Annotated in this window: 12 protein-coding genes; 7 read left to right on the plus strand and 5 right to left on the minus strand. The window is 39.2% G+C overall.

The features are described 5' to 3' along the window. Window positions 1–73: 73 nt before the first annotated feature. The 5 genes from P2E05_RS03585 (at window position 74) to P2E05_RS03605 (ending at window position 6,357) form a co-directional block, all read left to right on the plus strand. Window positions 74–586, plus strand: coding sequence for a fimbrial protein (locus P2E05_RS03585; protein WP_154622576.1), 513 nt, complete (start codon window positions 74–76; stop codon window positions 584–586). 86 nt (window positions 587–672) lie between these two features. Continuing rightward, window positions 673–1,422 carry a fimbrial biogenesis chaperone gene (locus P2E05_RS03590; protein ID WP_276123008.1) on the plus strand — a complete coding sequence of 250 codons (750 nt, stop codon included), beginning with the start codon at window positions 673–675 and terminating at the stop codon, window positions 1,420–1,422. A 14-nt stretch (window positions 1,423–1,436) separates the two neighbouring features. After that, on the plus strand, window positions 1,437–3,905 hold the full coding sequence (locus tag P2E05_RS03595; protein WP_163860700.1) for a fimbria/pilus outer membrane usher protein: 2,469 nt from the start codon (window positions 1,437–1,439) through the stop codon (window positions 3,903–3,905). A gap of 7 nt (window positions 3,906–3,912) precedes the next feature. Then, on the plus strand, window positions 3,913–5,121 hold the full coding sequence (locus P2E05_RS03600) for a fimbrial protein (protein ID WP_163860701.1): 1,209 nt from the start codon (window positions 3,913–3,915) through the stop codon (window positions 5,119–5,121). 81 nt (window positions 5,122–5,202) lie between these two features. After that, complete coding sequence (locus P2E05_RS03605) at window positions 5,203–6,357, plus strand: fimbrial protein (RefSeq protein WP_272657694.1); 1,155 nt, start codon at window positions 5,203–5,205, stop codon at window positions 6,355–6,357. A gap of 92 nt (window positions 6,358–6,449) precedes the next feature. On the opposite strand, the gene P2E05_RS03610 is transcribed toward P2E05_RS03605, so the two are convergent. From P2E05_RS03610 to P2E05_RS03620, 3 genes are all read right to left on the minus strand, one after another. Next, complete coding sequence (locus P2E05_RS03610; protein ID WP_154622321.1) at window positions 6,450–6,752, minus strand: hypothetical protein; 303 nt, start codon at window positions 6,750–6,752, stop codon at window positions 6,450–6,452. Between the two features lie 484 nt (window positions 6,753–7,236). Further along, window positions 7,237–7,836: a nitroreductase family protein gene (locus tag P2E05_RS03615; protein ID WP_154622320.1), complete on the minus strand. Its 600-nt coding sequence runs from the start codon at window positions 7,834–7,836 to the stop codon at window positions 7,237–7,239. 315 nt (window positions 7,837–8,151) lie between these two features. After that, a complete protein-coding gene (locus P2E05_RS03620; RefSeq protein ID WP_154622319.1) occupies window positions 8,152–9,012 on the minus strand; it encodes a MetQ/NlpA family ABC transporter substrate-binding protein in 861 nt (286 codons plus the stop codon). 229 nt (window positions 9,013–9,241) lie between these two features. Here P2E05_RS03620 and P2E05_RS03625 point away from each other — a divergent pair, with 229 nt between their 5' ends. Next, a complete protein-coding gene (locus P2E05_RS03625; protein ID WP_154624274.1) occupies window positions 9,242–10,276 on the plus strand; it encodes an isopenicillin N synthase family dioxygenase in 1,035 nt (344 codons plus the stop codon). Between the two features lie 45 nt (window positions 10,277–10,321). After that, window positions 10,322–11,605, plus strand: coding sequence for a cystathionine gamma-synthase family protein (locus tag P2E05_RS03630; RefSeq protein ID WP_196713796.1), 1,284 nt, complete (start codon window positions 10,322–10,324; stop codon window positions 11,603–11,605). Between the two features lie 66 nt (window positions 11,606–11,671). Here P2E05_RS03630 and P2E05_RS03635 read toward each other — a convergent pair whose 3' ends face one another. Together P2E05_RS03635 and sbcD are read right to left on the minus strand one after the other, a co-directional pair. Further along, the gene (locus P2E05_RS03635; RefSeq protein ID WP_276123009.1) at window positions 11,672–15,349 is read right to left on the minus strand and encodes an AAA family ATPase; all 3,678 of its coding nucleotides are present in this window, start codon (window positions 15,347–15,349) and stop codon (window positions 11,672–11,674) included. Beyond that, window positions 15,346–16,563 carry an exonuclease subunit SbcD gene (sbcD, locus tag P2E05_RS03640; RefSeq protein ID WP_154624271.1) on the minus strand — a complete coding sequence of 406 codons (1,218 nt, stop codon included), beginning with the start codon at window positions 16,561–16,563 and terminating at the stop codon, window positions 15,346–15,348. The genes P2E05_RS03635 and sbcD overlap by 4 nt, the downstream gene beginning before the upstream one ends. Between the last annotated feature and the right edge of the window lie 139 nt (window positions 16,564–16,702).

Consider the following 16,702-nt stretch of genomic DNA (forward strand, 5'->3'; position numbering starts at 1 on the left):
CTATATGTGTAGTTAGTCATCCTTATTTTTAATAATCAAGGATTGGAATTGTTTTATCTTACAAAGGTTAAATATGAAAAAATCACTTTTAGTTTTATTCATTGCATCGTCAATTTCAGCATCAGCATTAGCTGCGGATGGTACTATTACGTTCAACGGTGAAATTACATCTACAACCTGTGATGTGACAACAGGTAATGGTGGTGACTTCACTGTAACGCTGCCAACTGTATCAACAACAGCATTGAATGCAGCAGGTGCGACAGCAGGAAACACCTCATTCACTATCGACTTAGCTAACTGTAGCGTTAGTGGTGTTGATGTTGCTGCTAACTTCGAAAGCCTAAGTTCTGGCGATGCTGTAACAGGTAATCTTATTCCTACCGTTGCACCCGCTAACGTACAGATTGGTCTAGCTGACCAAGCAGGTAACTTAGCGAAAGTAAATGGTGCGCCAGTTGGTAACCAGCCAATTGTTAATGGTGCTGCAACACTGGCATACCAAGCATTTTACTATGCGAAAGATGTTGTAACCGCGCCAGGTGCGGTAACAGCACAAGTTAACTATACATTGACTTATCCATAAGAAGTTAATTCTGTCAGAGGAAATTATTCCTCTGACAGATCAATAAAAAATTAAATTATTACAATTTTAAGTAGGATTAGGTCATTATGATAACTAGGCTGCCTATAATAAATAAATTAATTTTATTTATTTCATTATTCATTGTATCAACATCACTTTATGCCAGCGTTATTATCAATGGAACGAGGGTTATATATAATGAAAAAGCGAAAAGTAAAACAGTACAGTTGGTCAATGATAATAAATGGCCTGCTTTAGTACAAGTTTGGTTAGATACTGGAGATCCTAATGAGTTACCTGAAAATATTAAAACACCATTTTCAATTACTCCACCAATATTTAAAATGTCTCCAGGTGCAGGTCAAAATTTAAGATTAACTTATTTGGGAGGCGCATTACCTAAAGATAGAGAATCTATTTTTTACCTCAATGTGTTGGAAGTTCCTCCAGAAAATGAAGAGACAACTTCACTAAATAAAAACACAATGCAAATTGCAATTAGGTCTAGAATTAAATTATTTTATCGACCTACAGATGTTAAAGTACCAGCACAGATAAATGAAAAACTTTCTTTCTCATTAAAGAAAACATCAAAAGGTAATGAGTTATTGATAAAGAATAATTCTCCATGGTTTATTACATTCCAAACTGTCACTTTATCTGATGGGAATAGAAAGCTAAATTTAGAAGGTAATATGGTTGCGCCATTCTCTGATATTTATCTTAATCGTGGAAATGGTGTGGCAATACCCAATGAGTTTATGAATGCAAAAAAAATTAGCTACTCAGTCATTAATGATTATGGTGGCTTAGATTCCTACGAGTCTAATTTATAATAAATGGTATTGCTATGAAAATAAAATTAATTTTTATAATGGTATACTTATCCTTAGGGTATGGTAGGGTTGCATTAGCGGTAGAAGAAAACCAAAGTGAAAAGAAATATTCTTATAATGAAGGTTTCTTAATTGGTAATGCTAAAGATATATCAATAGATAAATTATCAGAAGACCAGATCACGCCTGGAGACTGGTTTGTTGATGTGTATTTAAATAACGAGTTTATTTATAATAAAGAAGTTAGATTTTATGAAAATAGCAAAGGACGAGTGGTTCCCTGTTTAACCAAAGAAGATATTGATAGCTTTAATATAAAACCTGAATATTTAGGTTTAATAACCACTGATGGTGCATGTGAAGATTTAAATGCGTTGTCAAAAGATGTCCAAGTTAATTTAAAGCAAGAAGTCCTACGCTTAGATATTTTAATTCCTCAAGTCATGGTGGAGCATTCTGCGCGCGGCTTTGTGCCTATCAGTGCTTTGAATGAAGGTATCCCTGCTTTCTTTATGAACTATAACCTGAATGGATATAGTAGTCGTAGTCATGGGGAAGATGAACATTCTGCTTATGGAAATATATCAGCAGGGCTTAATCTAGGTTTGTTTAGAATTCGCCATCAATCTAACTTGCAATACAATCAAGATGATAAATTTCAACACGAAAGCATTAGGACTTATGTTCAACGAGCAATCCCACAAATAGAAAGCGAATTAACTATTGGCCAATCATTTACAGATGGAAGCTTATTCGATAGCTTTTCATACACAGGCGCTGAATTAGCGACTGACAATCGAATGCGCCCACAGTCAATGCAAGGTTTTGCGCCAACCGTCAGAGGGGTGGCGAATAGTAACGCTAGAGTTAGAGTTATTCAAAATGGTTTTGTGATATACGAAACAAATGTTTCTCCGGGTGAATTTACGATCAATGATCTCTATGCAACGGGTTATGGCGGCGATTTAACGGTTGAAGTTACAGAGGCTAATGGCAGTGTTTCTACATTTATTGTTCCGTTCTCTACGGTACCTGGATTATTAAGACCTGGGCAAATCGACTACAGTATTGTGAGTGGTAAATTACGCGGCGATAATACTTCTTCTGATATTTTTGTTCAGTCTACCCTGAAATATGGTTTGAGTAATATTTTCACGCCATTTGCTGGAGTACAGTACAGCAATAAATACCAATCTGGATTATTGGGTTTTGCTGTTAATACTCAAATTGGTGCCTTTAGTTTTGATATGGCAAGCTCAAAAGCTGAATTAGATAATAATCATACCTATAATGGCGCACGTGCACGTATAACATGGAATAAAGACATTAATGCGACAGGCACAAATATCGCTTTAGCAGGTTATCGCTATGAGTCACAAAACTATTTAAGTTTATATGAAGCGAGTTCTTATCGTGATAGCTATTTATATAGCGGTGGCACGATTAATCCAAGGCGTTCTCAATATATATTAACGGTTAATCAGAATTTAGCTGATTATGGAACGATGTATATCAGCGGCTCTTTGCAAACTTGGCGTGATGATTTGCCTGATACTAAGCAATTGCAAGCCGGTTATATGAATAACTTTAAAGGTATTGGCTATAGCTTTACCTATATCAAAATGTACCGAAATAATGAAGAGGGTGGTGATAATAACTACATGTTTAACGTGTCAGTGCCATTCTCACTTTGGTATCCAGAACAGAATACGTTATTGAGTAGTTCAATCACTCGTTCAGACTCAGATAATCGTTGGGCAAATAACACCACGATTAGTAGTTCTTTTGGTGAAGATAATTCTATTTCGTGGAATGCTACAGCAAGCAATGTTGGTAACTCAAATAGTAGTTTTTCAGGCAATATTCAAAAGGATTTTTCTTCTGCATCGGTTAATGCCGGTTATTCTCAAGGACATGATTTTAAATCCCTCTCAATGGGCGCGAGTGGTGCACTCGTTGTATATGAGGGCGGGGTTATTCCGTCTCGTTATTTAAGTGATACTTTTGCTATTGTAGAAGCTGATGAAGCGGAAGGTGCGGCAGTATCTTCATGGAGTAATATTGTGATTAATGGTAATGGGCAAGCAGTAGTCCCTTCATTAGTCCCTTATCAATACAACACACTTTATCTTAATACTGAAAATATGAGTACGGATATTGATCTTGATAATAACTTAATCAAAGTTGCTCCTTATGCCGGATCTGCTGTTCTCGTGAAATTTGATACGAAGAAAGGTAATAACATTACTTATCGAATTACATTGCAAGATAAAAACGCAGTACCCTTTGGCGCTGATATTTATGATGAAAATAACAATAAAATTGGTTTAGTTGGACAAGGCGGTTTAGTTCATTTTAATTCTCAATCTGAACAAGGCACTGTTTTTGTTAAATGGGGTGAAGATAGTAATCAACGTTGTAAATTTGATTATCGTATCTCGGATAATAATTCTATTTCAGAATCCATTTGTTATTTCTATTGAGGTTAACATGAATATTAACCGTAAATATAAAGTTGCGTTGCTTTCAAGTTTAATGTCTACTCCTTTTGTTGCTAATGCAATTTGTACGATGGAGACTTATATTAGACCAAATCCTGCGATACATGTTGGAACATCAGATCCAGTTTCTATTTATGGTTTACAGTTTCAACCAGCAGGAACAACGTTAGCAACAAGTTATATATCAGCGGCACAAATGGCAGCAACGCATGGCTTGAGTCCTGAGCAAGTTCTATTTCGTTGTGCGGCCGCTGATGCGACTAGGATATTCGAAGGTTATTATATGTTTAGAGCATATTATTCGAATTTAACACCTGCGCAAAATATTAATGGTATTCCTTATTGGCCAATATCAGTTGTTTACGCCAATAATACTTATACTGCAACTTCAGGGGTCGATTATGAGTTTTTTTTAGGGAATGGAATTAGCGCGACGACGGCATTCCCTAACCAGCCTAATTGGTCAAAAAGAATCGGTTATGATGTTGACCCAGCAAACCCAAATTTTATTCTTGTTAAAGCAAAACATTTTTCGGGTGTGACCAACCATCAAATTCGTTCTAAAGTGCCCATCACTGCTAATGGATTTGATGCTACGATCCCAAATGAATCAAGAGCCTTTGTCTTTTTTAAAGGGCCAGGAATCAATGATACCATGGTATCGAATGGAGGGAATGGCGCTCCACATACGCCGGGATCATTTTTTAATATTGGACAAAATGCAGCCAGCACAACAGCGGTTAATTCGTGTACCGTAGAAAGAAATACGTCAAATGTGAATTTAGGGAGCCACGCTGGAAATTCGCTTCCTTCAACCCCTGTCAATTTCTCTGTGACAGTAAAATGTGATACCGGCGCTGCAAATATTCGATATGGTTTTGCTCCCGGTATGGAAAATATAAATCAAAATATTACCGATGTATTACTGCTTGATCCGAATATTGGTTCAACAGCGAAAGGTGTTGCTATTGAAATTTTAGATGCAAACACGAATAGAGTCCCTTTATTGAGTTTATCCGCAAATGGTGGGCAAATTTCAAATAATAATAATTGGAAGCCATTACCCATTCCTCCTTCGGGTACTTCAACATCGACTGTGGATGTCAATTTTTCAGCCCGTATTGTAAAACATGGTAGTGAAGAAATAACACCGGGTATTGTAAGAAGTAAAGCGACTTTTATGCTGAATCAAAATTAAAATTTTTCTTTTACTGATGAACACACTTTTATTTTGGCTTTATTTATGTATTTAAACTTATAGCATTAGGGAGGGATTGTGATGGGGCTTAAACGTATATTTTTATTAATAGGTATTACATTATTATTTTTTACGGGGCTGGCGAATGCCGCTTGTGTAAGAATGAATGGTGGTATCTCAGGTGGACCCATTATTCTTGGTTCTAAAGTGGATTTATATATTTATGGATTGGAATTTCAACCAGCAGGGACGCAACTTTATATTGAGTCATTTTCCAATGCCAATATGGCCTCTTTAATGGGAAAAACATTAGAAACCGTCGTGTTTCAATGTGATATAACGGATGCAGATAATATATTTGAAATGTATTACTTGCCTAGTGGAGCTATTGATAATGGCAACTATCTGTTTATCGCTAATGGTATTAAATATTGGGCCGTAAGGGCACCTGAATTAAGCTTTCAAATGTTTTTAGGAATGAATAAATCGGTTGATAATCAGTATGATAATAGAGTAAGTAGACGAAAAATAGGCTATGAAGTCGATCCTGTCAATAGCAATAAAATAAATATCAAAATGAAACATTTTTCAGGCGTGACCTTGGAACAAGCCCGTTCGACTGCTGCTGCCAACTCGAACTCATATACATCAATTGCAGGATTTGATCGCGGCGCAATAGGCTTTTCTGGGCCGGGTATCAATGCCGCTCAAGGGAATGCTGGGTTTCCTAGCGCTGGGAGTTATTTACCTATTCGTATGAGGCCTGTTGGGGCTCGAGTCGTATCAACATGTGGTTTGAGTGCCGTACAATCGACGGTGAATTTAGGAAGGCATTCTGCTGCTGATATTCCTTCTATTCCTGTGCCATTTTCATTTACATTAAAATGCCAAAGAGGCGCAAGAATTAGCTATGGATTTGCACCTGGGGAAGAAAATAGAGTAAAGAATGAAACGAACTATTTGTTATTAGATCCTAATTTAGGTTCAACAGCAACTGGCATAGCCATTGAAATCTTAACGTCTTCAGGGGTTCGTAATAATTTACTAAATTTAGGTGTTGTAGGAGGGCAAATTCCGGCGACTAATAATTGGACTCGCGTGCCAATTCCAACGACAGGGGCTGCAACGCATGAAGTTCAACTGAATTTTTTAGCTCGCTTTGTTCCCTACGGTGGTGTTCCAATTACACCCGGTAGAGCGAATAGCAAAATGACGATAATGTTAAATACCAATTAGTTAAGATGATGAATTATAACGATAAAATAATGTCGTCAATAGAGTTGAAAGAGTTAGCCAACTATCGCTAACTCTTTCAAAAAAATACTACGTTAATCATAAGTAATATTGAGGGTCGGTTTATTGTTAAATTGGTTATATTCCACTTTGACATAATCAGAGCTAAGTTGCTTGGCGTTCTTGAGTGAACTAGTTTTAGTCAAGTTTTTACCATTGCGATAACATTCTAGGTTAATTTGCTCACTATTTGACACGGTGACTTCACAGAGCGGTTCATAGACATAACCCACAAAGGTAATCGTGCCTCCACCTATTTTGTTTGTTGCGGCATGAGAGAAAGTGAAACTAGAAATGAGTACAGCAGTAACAGTAACAATTAAAGATAAACGTTTCATTAGCATCTACCCCCTAGTTGGAACTAGCGCTACTTTAATAACACGGATAGCGCGTTACGAATTCTCATCTCTAAGTTTAGTTCAGTTACGAGTAAAAAATATGACATGTACTAAAGAAACATCGATTTTCTTTAGCATATTTTGTTTTTGAGTGATTTCTAACCGAGATAGGCAGGCGGGAGTGATATATAAAAATTCGTAAAATGAATCTTAATTGGATTTTTAATCTGTATGTATCCCGTATTTAGTGGGTTTGACGAGGCTTGGTGGGCGGTTTTTGCTTTTATATTTGGGCGTAAATATTCAGTGATAAAAGTTATTGATGACAACATTTTGAGTATTAAATAGAAACCGCCCAAATTTTATCATTTTTGAATCCCTTGGTGTTGGTTGGCATTGCAAAGTTGTAGCGATTTAATGTAGAAGGTGATTAGCCCCTATTTATAACAAATAGGGGCATTTTTTATTATCGTTTTATAATGAATTACTTGAAGATTTTGAAGCGTTCTTCATCATCCATAAAGTCTTTATCACCTGCTGGGGCATTGATTGAACCAAATACCATTTGAGCACGTAATACCCAGCTATCCGGTGTTCCCCATTCTTTTTGAACTTGGTTATCAATTAATGGGTTATAGTGCTGTAGTGATGCACCGACATTTTCTTGTGCTAATGCCGTCCAGACCGCAAATTGCGCAATACCACTTGCTTGTTCAGACCAAATAGGGAAGTTGTCAGCGTAGAGTGGGAACTGCTCTTGCAGGCTTTTAACGACATCCATATCTTCAAAGAATAAAATAGAGCCAGCACCCGCAGCGAAACTGTCTATTTTTTGTTCTGTTGCCGCGAAAGCTTTTTCAGGAACAATTGTACGCAAGATTTCTTTGGTGAGATTCCACAATTTTTTATGCTCTGCACCAAATAAAATGACGACACGTGATGTTTGAGAGTTAAAAGAAGAAGGTGAATGTTTCACTGCTTCTTTAATTAATTTTGTAACGTGTTCCTCAGAAACAGGTAATGCATCGCCGAGGTTGTAAATAGTACGGCGGTTTTTAATCATTTCGATAAATGCATTTGACATTTGAGTCTCCTAGCTATTTGTTAGCGCACGGCATTATATTAAACGTTTCAGAAGCCGTTATTCGTTAGTTGAGTATTACTATAGCGTTGTGGCGAAAAAATCATAGAAAAAAAAATTAACGATAAGGTTCAAATTTTTCGCTCTAGTGTATGCTGGATTAATGATGTTTTAAATCAATATGATATGTTTTGTTGCTTTGGTTTGAAACCCTATTTTGGAGAGTGCTTTGAATGTTCGGTGAGTGAAATTGAAAGAGGTTTATGCCGTCAGGAATAGGTATAACCATATGTAATCTATCGTTATACCTGACATTTTTTATTTGAGAGTAGATAAAGGCTGAACAATTTGTATTTTTGTGCCACCAAAATTGTCCTGAATATAATTTTTAACCGCGTCGGTATGATAAAGTTCAGCTAGTTTATTAAAGGCTGGGTTATCTTTATTTTCTGTTTTAACGACGAGTACATTGATCATATTGTTAATACTACCATCATTTTGTTCTCTAAATAATGAATCTTTAAGTGCATTTAAGCCACCTTCTTGTGCAGCGGTATTTCCAATAACAGCAATATCGACATCAGGTAATGCTCGTGGACCATGAGCATACTTAATTTGTTTAAATTCGAGTTGTTTAGGATTTTCAACAATATCATTAACTGACCCTGTGGCTTGGTTAAAGTCTGGTTTTAATGTAATAAGTTGAGATTTTTGCAACAATAATAATGCTCTAGCATGATTTGCAGTATCATTGGGAATTGCAACTAATGCTTTATTAGGTATCTCTTCTAGCGTTTTATATTTCGAGGAATAAATGGCCATAGGTTCAAAGTAAGTAGTTGTAATCGCCGCGAGTTGATGGTGGTGATTTTGATTGAAATCTTTTAAAAATCCCCAAGATTGAAAGGCATTAACATCAACATCGCCATCAATAGTCGCTATATTCAGTGTGACACCATCATCTATAATCTTAACATCGATATCTAATCCCGCATCTTTAGCTGCCTGAGATTGAGCGATAAATCGCCAAATATCAGCATCGCTTCCATGGCTACCAATAATGATTTTTTGCTTCTCTTGTGAATTCGTTTTATCAGTTTCTGTCGTTTTATTTTCATCTGAACAAGCACTCATGATGGCAACAGAAAATGTTAACAACAATACAGCGAGCTTTTTCATTTTTTTACCCTATTCGTTATTTATTTCTTTATCTAATCAGAATAAATAAGTGTTTTTGAAATAACATTTTATAAAAATAAACAACTTTTAGTTATATGAAATTAATTAAGATAGGTTATATCGATATGTTTTTAAGTTATTTTTAGCCTTTTTTATATATGGTATTTATTTATATCAGTGTGGATGAAAAAACCACTATTATGATAATTAAATATTAATAGGAATTATTATGTCATCATATCAATTACCCATTATCGATCTTCGTGAGTTAGATAATCCGGAAACACAAAAACATTTTTATCAAAAGCTACGTTTTATCGCTCGTGAAATAGGCTTTTTTTATCTTGTTGGTCACGCTATTCCAGTCGAACAACGAGAGGATTTGCTTGTTAATATGAAACGGTTTTTTGCCTTACCGAAAACAGAAAAAGACAAGATAAACATGAGCCACTCAAGGCATTTTCGTGGTTATACGGCCTCAACGCAGGAGAATACCCGAAACCAGCCTGATTATCGGGAACAAATTGATATTGGGGAAGAACTGCCAGCATTAGCACTCACAGAGCAGGACCCTATTTGGTGGAATTTACAAGGCCCTAACCAATGGCCTGAAACACTACCTGAATTGAAAACAGCGGCGTTAGCGTGGCAATCAGCCATGAGAGACATTGCTGTGAAATTAATCAGAGCGTTTCTTGTGGCATTGGAATTACCTGAGAATAGTTTTGATCAGATTATTGCCGAGCCTGCTCAACATTTATTAAAGTTGATTCATTATCCGGCACGGGATGACCAAAATGAAGGTGGGCAAGGAGTTGGAGCGCATAAGGATGCGGGAATACTCACATTATTATGGCAAGATAATATTGGGGGATTACAAGTCGAAACAGATAATGGTTGGGTCGATGTTGCTCCGTTAGAAAATGCTTTCGTTGTCAACATTGGAGAAGTGTTTGAATTGGCAACCAACGGTTATTTACGCGCAAACGTACATCAAGTTGTTAGGCAAAAGAATAGTGTTTCACGTTATTCGATTGCTTATTTCATCACGCCAAGTGTTTTTGCCGATGAAGTACCATTATTGCCATTACCCCATTATCTTGCTCAACAAGCATTGGGGCCAGAGAGTGATCCCTTGAATCCAATGTTTACCAATCTAGGAAAAAATGCAATTAAAGGGCGATTACGCTCACATTTATCGGTCACACGTCAGTTTTATCCGGAAGAATACGAGCAAATTGTTAAAAATAGCAATATCTTATGATGTACTCAGTATAAAGCTGTAGATTGATCTTATTGGAGTACAACGATGTCAAGTCGCTATTATAAAAAAGAATTAAATGGACACACACTGTCACCAGAAACATTGATGATGAGTTATGGATATGATCCTGAACTATCCGAAGGGGCCATTAAACCTCCTGTTTTTCTAACCTCAACTTTTGTATTTAAAACAGCTCAGGAAGGAAAAGACTTTTTCAATATGGTTAGTGGGCGCACACCTACACCCGATAACCAAAAACAGGGGCTAGTCTATTCACGCTTCAATCATCCTAATAGTGAGATTGTTGAAGATAGGCTTGCCTTATATGAAGGTGCTGAAAGCGCTGCGCTCTTTTCGTCAGGCATGTCTGCAATTACAACGTGTTTACTGGCATTTCTCAAACCAGGCGATGTGTTATTACATTCTCAGCCCCTGTATGGTGGCACAGAAACCTTATTTTTGAATACGCTAGCTCGATTTGGGATAACGCCAGTGGCATTCCAAAATGGGTGCGATGCGGAGTCTATTCGAGAGGTGATTAACGGTATCGATCCTGAAAAAAGGATTGCGGCGATTTATATCGAAACGCCGTCTAATCCATTAAATACGTTAGTTGGTATTCACTTACTTAGTGAGATAGCGCAAGAAATTGCTCAAACACGACAAAGTGAAAAACCGCTACTGATCTGTGATAACACGTTATTGGGACCTATATTTCAGAAGCCTTTAGCGCTGGGTGCCGATTTAAGTGTGTATTCACTCACTAAATATGTCGGCGGGCATTCGGATTTGGTTGCGGGGGGCGTCGTTGGACGCCGTGAATTACTTGATAAAGTGCGAGCACAACGCAATGCAATTGGCACTCAACTTGACCCTCATTCAAGTTGGATGATAGGACGTTCATTAGAAACGTTGCAATTAAGAATGGAAAAAGCCAATGACAATGCTCAGCAACTTGCTACTTTTTTACACCAGCATCCAAAAGTAAAAAAGGTGCATTACCCTGCGTTTCTGGCCGAGGAAAGTGCGGAGTATCAAGTTTACTCGGCGCAATGTTCGGGAGCCGGTTCAACGTTTTCTATCAATGTTGGGGATAATGAGGAAGATGCGTTTAACTTTCTGAACCACCTTGCGTTATTTAAATTAGCGGTGAGTTTAGGTGGCACGGAGTCGTTAGCATGCCATCCTGCTTCAACGACACATTCAGGTATTGCGGAATCTGTTCGTCGCTCCATTGGTATTGAGAGTAATTTAGTACGCTTATCTGTCGGTATTGAAAATGTGAATGACTTAAAAGAAGCATTATCACAGGCATTAGAGGCGATTTAAACGTAACGGCAGCAGAGGCTATTGGCCTCTGCTGAGATAGTGATGTTGCGCACTACAGCTGTGCGATCAGTTAACTCTAAATTGACTCGGTAATTCACTAAAGCCAAACCCATTGGTTTTCTTCACGGTGATTTGAACTGGGATCCGCTCTTTCATCGCTTCGACATGGCTGATCACCCCAATCGTTTTTCCAGAGGCATTGAGACTTTCTAATGCATCTAACGCAATATCCAACGTTTCTGGATCGAGAGTACCAAAGCCTTCATCCAGAAATAGCGATTCGAGTTGTGTTTTGCTACTCACCATATCAGAGAGCGCGAGTGCGAGCGCTAGGCTGACAAGGAAGCTTTCCCCACCTGAAAGCGTTTTAATATCTCTCACAGTATCAGCTTGCCAACCATCAATGACTTGTAACTCAAGATCAGCATTATGATTGCGCTTTAGCAAATAGCGGCCATGCAGTTTATCGAGTCGTAAATTAGCCAGTGAAATGAGACAGTCGAAGGTGAGCCCTTGAGCGTAACGACGGAACTTATCACCGTCAGCGGAACCAATAAGTTCGGTTAGATAGCCCCAATCATCGTAGCGAGATTGGCTGTCTGCAATTTCTTGCAGCAAACCTCGTTGTTGATGACGTTGTTGTCTATCAGCCTCAAGCTGACTGAAAATTTGCCCTTGTTGTTTATTGAGGTTTTTGATCTCTTCATCAAGTTTGGCTATCTCTTGTTGCCATTTTTCTGGGCTGGCCTCGGTAAATGTTTCAGGTTTCTGATTTAAATGTTCTGATAACGTTAGTTCACCTTCTGTATAGCGTGTTTGCGCCTGTAGTCGTGACTGCTCTAGCTTCTGTTGTAACTGTTCAAGTTGAAGTTTTTCATCAGAAGATAATAAGGCGCCTAAGAATTCTTGTTGTGTCGCGAATGGACTCATGGAGAGCACAGTATCGAAAGCCTGTTGAGCGTTGGCTAATAGAGGCTGATTTTTAGTGATTGCGCCTTCAATTTCAGTTTGGCTACCTTTGAGCGATGCAATCGCTTTTTCACAGTGGCTGATTTGCTCTGTGAGCTGTTGCTTATGTTGAGTCAGTTTGTCTTGCTGTGCCTGAAGTTGGGCGACAAACGTTGTAATGGGCTGCCCATCTAATAATTGTTGGCGCATAGCTTGCTTTTGTTGTAGCGTTAATTTTAATTGTTGTAGCTGCTGGCAGGTGCTCTCTAGTCGTTTATTTAAGTCAGCCTGCTGTGCCATTTGCGCTTGTAAGGTTGCTGCATTGACGGCAATTTTCTTTGCTATCTCTTGAGCTGCTTGCCTTTGTTGTTCATACCGTTGGCCTCGCTGTTCTAATACAGCAAAACGGTTATCAAAACTTTCGTTGATGGGCAGATCAAAGTCAGCCAGTGCAATGTGTAATTGCTGCTTTTGCTCATGTTGACGTTGCTGCTGTATGTTCAGCTCGGTTTGTGTTTCATTGATAAGTTGATGTAAGTGCTTAATACGTTCGATAACCAAGGCAAGTGCCGATTGCTGTTGTTTATTTAAAGACTGTTTTTCATGTAATTGATATTTTAGTTGTTGATATTTGCGTTCAAGGACAGCGAAATCCTGCAACAATTGTTGTTGTATGGCGAGTTGTTGCTGAAGCTCAGCAATGAATTGTTCAACAACAACATCTGTCATCTCTAATTGAGGCGCTAAGGCTTGTTGGCAAGCGGTTACCCATTGCTGGTGTAAGTTGCCTTCTTGGGCAATTAATTGTTGTTGTGATCTTTGGTTCTCAGCTTGACGCTGGATTTCTTGTTGTTTCAGTGAATGCTGGGCCATCTGCGTTTGCTTTAACTCTTCCAATTGCTTGGTTAGCTCAGCTAATCGCTGTTCCGTTTGCGTCGGCGCAATGGCTTGATACTGTTCAATGGAAGGATGCTCAGTCGACCCGCACAAAGGACAAGGCTCGCCCGAGAGTAATTGCTGCCGTTCCTTTTCCAAACTGACGATTTTTTGTTCTAAGCGTAACCGTGCAGTCAAGTCTGCTAAATGTGGCTGAAGATGATTAATTTGTGTTTCAGTGAGTTGAATTTGTTGTTCAGCTTGAGAGATAGACTGAGTAATTTCATCTTGTTGGCTTTGTTTTTGCTTTAATTGTTTCTGTTGTTCCTGCCATTGCGATAATAATAAAGGCAATAGTTGGGCATGTTGCAATCTTGTTCGCAGCTGTTCTATTGCGTGATTAAGCTGCTCAACGTCGTGTTTGTTCTGCCACGCTAAATAGTGTACTTCAACTGCTTGATAGGTCATCGTCTCTTGTTCGAGCTGTTGTTGAGTTTGCGTATTTTGCTCAACTTGCTGCTGTTGCTCGGCGGACAAGGTTAACTGCTCTTGCGTTAAAGCTTGATGTTTTTGTTTTAATGCCAGTACGCGTTGATTTAACTCATCAATAGAGTGGCCTTGTTGGCGCCATAATCCAATTTGTTGCAGAATGCGGGCATCTTGTGCATTTTGTTCTAGGTAATGCTGAATGTGTTGTTGTTCTGTATTTGCCAGTTTAGCCTGCTGTTGGGCATCGGAAATTAAGGCCTGTTTTGAACGATATTCAGCTTGATCTTGTGCTTGTTGCTCTGAAACTTCCCTAATCTGCTGATGTAAATGAGCGATCTCATTGTCCAGAGGGCGAACTTGACTATCGATCAACAAGGTTTGTTGCTGCACGTAAGCTTGATGTTGCTTGTCTTTATCTTGTGCCTGCGTGAGCTGCATTTGCAACGGGGTGAGTTGTTGGTGTTGATGTTCGATATGCTGTAAAAGCTGGCGCTGTTTTTCAGTGAGTTCATTCAGGGATTGTTGTTGGCGCTCTAAATCTAGCCATAGCGGTCGCATACTCTCTGCTGGTAAGTTGTTTGCCAGTTTTTTTAGTTTAGGCTGTGCATCGTTGTAGGCTTGTTCTGCCTGTTGTTTTTCATATTGTAATTGGCTCAAACGCGCCGCCAATTGTTGCCGACGTTGCTGCCAATATAAGGCCTGTTGATATTGGGCGCGTGTATCATTTAGCTGGCTTTCTTGGCTAGCCAAATGCGTTTGCTGGGCGACGAATGCTTGATGTTCACTCTCGGTAAGTAAATGAATGCTTTGTGCGCGAGTTTTTAACAGCTCTAAATCATGTTTAACTTGCTTATGCTGACGGTAGATATAGCTGGACACTTGGCTATAAATCTCGGTTCCTGTGATCTCTTCTAATAAGTCAGCGCGTTCTTTTTCGCTAGCATTTAAGAAGGCGGCAAAATCACCCTGTGATAATAAGATCGATTTGGTAAAACGTTCAAAATCGAGTCCTGTCACCTGAATGATTTTTTCTCTTACCTCACTGATTTTCTCAGCAATAATTTTACCGTCATCGCTAGTTGCTAACTCCGCTTTTGGAGATTGCAGCTTACCTTCAGGTTTATTACCCGCTCGGCGTTGACTCCAAAATGCGCGATAAGCAATACCTTTTACTTCAAATTCAACCTCAGCCAAGCAGTCACCAGTATGACGTGTCATGAGTTCGTTTTGGCTGGCAGATAAAGTGCTCAAGCGAGGCGTTTGATGGTAGAGCGCCAAACAAATAGCATCCAGCAATGTTGTTTTGCCTGCTCCTGTTGGGCCAGTAATCGCAAACAGTCCCTGACTAGCAAACGGTTCTTGGGTAAAGTCTATTTTCCATTCGCCTTTAAGGGAGTTAATATTTTTTAAACGTAAGCTCAAGATTTTCATGCGTCTCCCTCTAATTCAGCGCGTAGTGCTTCGCAGGATTGCCTAAAGAGTAATAATAGGCGTTGTTCCTTCTCTTTATCGTCCAACGCTTCCTCTGCTAAACGACGTAAAAAAACCTCTTCTACAGTGAGCTCATTTAAGGTTTCATTGGCTATCGTCACAGACTGACCTTGTTGTTTACGCGCACGGCGTAATAAAACCACCTCAACAGGCAAATCCTTGACTAAGACCTCTATACGTTGTTGGATATCCGCAAGATAGTCTTGCGATGCGACTTCAATATCTAACCAAATAGGTGGGGTGTCAGGCGTATGTTTTAATGTCTTTAATTGCTTTTCAATGTCAGCAAGTGAGCCTTTTAATGTTTGTAGTGGCTGAAATAGAGGAATAGGGAGCTGACAAATTTGTGAGATTTGATGGCCGTCAAACTCCACCATACAGACACTTTTTTGTTGCTGAGCCTCATCAAAACTTAGAGCAATAGGAGAGCCAGAGTAACGGATATGTTGCTGTCCCCCAATCGTTTGTGGGCGGTGAATATGCCCTAATGCGATGTAATCAGCAGGAGGAAATGCGCCGGAAGGGAATGCATCCAAGCTACCAATATAGATATCGCGCACAGAATCGGACACTTCGGCGCCGACAACCGTTAGGTGGCCAGTGGCAATAATAGGGATATCTAATCCGAGTGATGCCCGTTGTTGTACTGCTAGTTGATAGCTATTTTGGTAATACTCGCTAATCGCGGTCTGTAGTGATAGCTGTTTTTCTTCGCTGCTTTGTCCTGCCACGCTCAATTGAATATCTCTTGGTCGTAGAAAAGGAATGGCACAAAGTAGTGCCCCAGGTTGGCCTTGTGCATTTTTTAAGGTGATCACCTGTGGATGGCTGCCAGAGGTGACAACCTGGGTATTTAAATACGCAAGCAACGAGCTGGTTTCGTTTAAGACCGAAACGGAATCATGATTACCACTCAGTATGACTAGCTGGCAGCCAGTTTGTTGGAGTGACACAACGAATTGGTTGTAAAGTTCTCTCGCATAGCTAGGCGGGGAGCCTGTGTCAAAAATATCTCCGGCAACGATCACGGCATTCACTTGGTATTGTTTAACTTGCTCAATCAGCCAAGTTAAAAAGTGTTGATGCTCAACAGCTCGGTTTTTGGTGAAAAAATATTGGCCAAGGTGCCAGTCGGAGGTATGAATGATACGCATAAGGGCTGATTCCTGCTGCTTGATAGAGTTGCGATGATGAGTATACCTTATTAGAGGTCGTTAATGGCAATATCAGAACAAATAGCGAATTGAGTGGGAAGAGATGTTAGGCATATTGCCCAGTAGATGATGATGCCGT

The sequence above is a fragment of the Providencia stuartii genome, assembly GCF_029277985.1.
GTDB classification, from domain to species: domain Bacteria; phylum Pseudomonadota; class Gammaproteobacteria; order Enterobacterales; family Enterobacteriaceae; genus Providencia; species Providencia zhejiangensis.